Source organism: Aliiroseovarius crassostreae (assembly GCF_001307765.1).
Lineage (GTDB): Bacteria > Pseudomonadota > Alphaproteobacteria > Rhodobacterales > Rhodobacteraceae > Aliiroseovarius > Aliiroseovarius crassostreae.
Window position 1 is genome coordinate 1 of record NZ_LKBA01000020.1, and the last position, 2,314, is coordinate 2,314.

At 56.5% G+C, this 2,314-nt stretch carries 3 protein-coding genes; all 3 read left to right on the forward strand.

The features are described 5' to 3' along the window. Window positions 1–263: 263 nt before the first annotated feature. From msrP to msrQ, 3 genes are read left to right on the forward strand one after another with little or no spacing between them, the layout of a single operon-like run. A complete protein-coding gene (msrP, locus tag AKJ29_RS15760; protein ID WP_055192507.1) occupies window positions 264–1,184 on the forward strand; it encodes a protein-methionine-sulfoxide reductase catalytic subunit MsrP in 921 nt (306 codons plus the stop codon). Between the two features lie 2 nt (window positions 1,185–1,186). Beyond that, window positions 1,187–1,393: a GDCCVxC domain-containing (seleno)protein gene (locus tag AKJ29_RS20210; protein WP_055192508.1), complete on the forward strand. Its 207-nt coding sequence runs from the start codon at window positions 1,187–1,189 to the stop codon at window positions 1,391–1,393. Then, window positions 1,390–2,013: a protein-methionine-sulfoxide reductase heme-binding subunit MsrQ gene (msrQ, locus tag AKJ29_RS15770; protein ID WP_175502321.1), complete on the forward strand. Its 624-nt coding sequence runs from the start codon at window positions 1,390–1,392 to the stop codon at window positions 2,011–2,013. The genes AKJ29_RS20210 and msrQ overlap by 4 nt, the downstream gene beginning before the upstream one ends. Window positions 2,014–2,314: the final 301 nt, after the last annotated feature.

Here is a 2,314-nt window from a genome sequence, read left to right on the forward strand (position 1 = left end):
ATAGCTGAACAGCGACCCGCTCGTCTCGTCCGTTCCGCGCATCATACCCCCCCGCCGTAACCATCCCGGATGGTGAATCATGTTCTCAAACCGCTGTCGAGGCAGGACTATTTCAGCAGCCTGTTAGAAACCGCAGTGATTGATACAGGCGGGTAATAAGGATGGATTGTTACAATGCGCCAACGCGGACGTGAGGTGATGTGCTTTGGCATCCGTGACATGATGCACTACCTCTTTTGCAGCAGACAGAAAAAGGTGCCCCGATGGCTTACACGTCCAAACTGAAATATTCCGATGTCACGCCCAAGGCGGATTTTCTGAACCGACGCCAGCTGATGAAGGGGATCGGCTCTGTGGCGCTGGGCACAGCCATCGGGGGCATTGCCGGCCCCGCAGTGGCGGCGGGAAAGTATTCCACCAATGACAAACCCAATTCATTGGAAGATATCACCGCCTATAACAACTTTTACGAATTTGGCACCGGCAAAGGTGATCCCGCCACCTATGCGCACCGCCTGATCACTGCGCCCTGGTCAATCCAGATTGACGGGATGGTCGACAAGCCGGGCAATTATGGGTTGGAGGACATCCTCTCCAAGGTTAGCATCGAAGAGCGGATCTATCGGTTCCGCTGTGTCGAGGCGTGGTCGATGGTCATCCCGTGGAACGGGTTTGAACTGAACCAGCTTCTGAACCGGGCCGGGGTGCAATCCGGCGCCAAATATGTGGCGTTTGAAACCGCAGTGCGCCCGGATGAAATGCCGGGCCTGCGTTCAAGCGGTATTGAATGGCCCTACCGTGAAGGGCTGCGTCTGGATGAGGCGATGCATCCGCTGACCTTGATGGCCACCGGTATCTACGGTGAGGACATGCCGAAACAGAACGGTGCGCCCATCCGGTTGGTGGTGCCGTGGAAATACGGGTTCAAGTCGATCAAATCGATTGTTCGGATCACCTTGACCGACAAGGAACCGCCCACCACCTGGAATATGCTGCAACCTTCGGAATATGGGTTCTACTCCAATGTGAACCCGACTGTCAGTCACCCCCGCTGGTCGCAGGCGTCCGAGCGCAAGATCGGCGGCGGGTTGTTCGCCAAGCGCCAGCCGACCCTGATGTTCAATGGATACGAAGACGAAGTTGCCTCTCTGTATGCGGGCATGGATCTGAAGGCGAACTTCTGATCATGGCAGAGCGGTTCTCAGTTTTGACCTGCCCGGAATGTGGGCATGAGGAACCGGAAGAAATGCCGCTCGATGCCTGTATGTTCTTTTACCAGTGCAAGGGCTGTGACGTGGTGCTGCGTCCGGCGCCTGGCGATTGCTGCGTGTTCTGTTCTTATGGCACCGTGCCGTGCCCCCCGATCCAAGATGGCAAGGAGTGTTGCTCATGAGTATCGTTGACCGCCTCAATCGCGCCACACGCCGTGTTCCGGTCTGGGCCGTCTATCTGATCGGGCTGTTGCCGCCATTTGTCCTGCTTTATCTCGGTCTGACCGGTGGGCTGGGTGTGGACCCGGTGAAAGAGCTGGAGCATGAGCTGGGCAAGTTGGGACTGCAATTTCTGATCGCCGGGTTGACGATCACGCCGCTGCGTCGGTTTTTCGGTCTGAACCTGATCCGCTTTCGTCGCGCCATCGGCGTGCTGACCTTCTATTATATTGCCTGTCACTTGCTGGTCTGGCTGGTGCTCGACGTGCAGATCCTGTCGCAGATCTGGGCCGACATCCTGAAGCGTCCCTATATCACCATCGGCATGGTCAGTTTCCTGATCCTGCTGCCGCTGGCGATCACGTCGAACAATTGGTCCGTGCGAAAGCTGGGCAGGAATTGGCGTCAGTTGCATAAGCTGGTTTACCTGGCGGTGTTTCTTGGCGGGCTGCATTACGTGATGCTGGTCAAGACCTGGCAGGCAGAACCGCTGATCTACTTTGCGCTGATCCTCGCGCTGTTGGCCACACGGTTGCCGTTGCGATTTCCCAAGCTGACCGGACGGCGCGAAGGCGCTGCGTGAACAGCACCTTATATATAATGTCGAAGACGGCGGCGCGAATGGGGGCCGCCGTTTTTCTGTTGTGGGTCTAATTCGCTCCTGATGCTGATTCAGCCTGTGAGGGCGGTGGCGGGTAATCCTTTGAAACCCAGCGACTCAAGCTGCGAGTCGTTGTGAGTCGGGGGGAAATGCGGGCAGGGCGCGTTGGGCTTTGGTTATTTTCCCGGTTCACTGGCTTTGTTTTGAGTTTTTTTGGAGTTTTTTGAGAGTTTGTTTTGTTGTGCGGTGTTGTTTTGGTCTTTTGGGTTATGGGGAGTCGCGC

Coding starts and splice junctions, on each gene's coding strand:
- msrQ (WP_175502321.1), top strand. CDS start 1,390: ATGAGTATCGTTGACCGCCTCAATCGCGCCACACGCCGTGTTCCGGTC.
- msrP (WP_055192507.1), top strand. CDS start 264: ATGGCTTACACGTCCAAACTGAAATATTCCGATGTCACGCCCAAGGCG.
- AKJ29_RS20210 (WP_055192508.1), top strand. CDS start 1,187: ATGGCAGAGCGGTTCTCAGTTTTGACCTGCCCGGAATGTGGGCATGAG.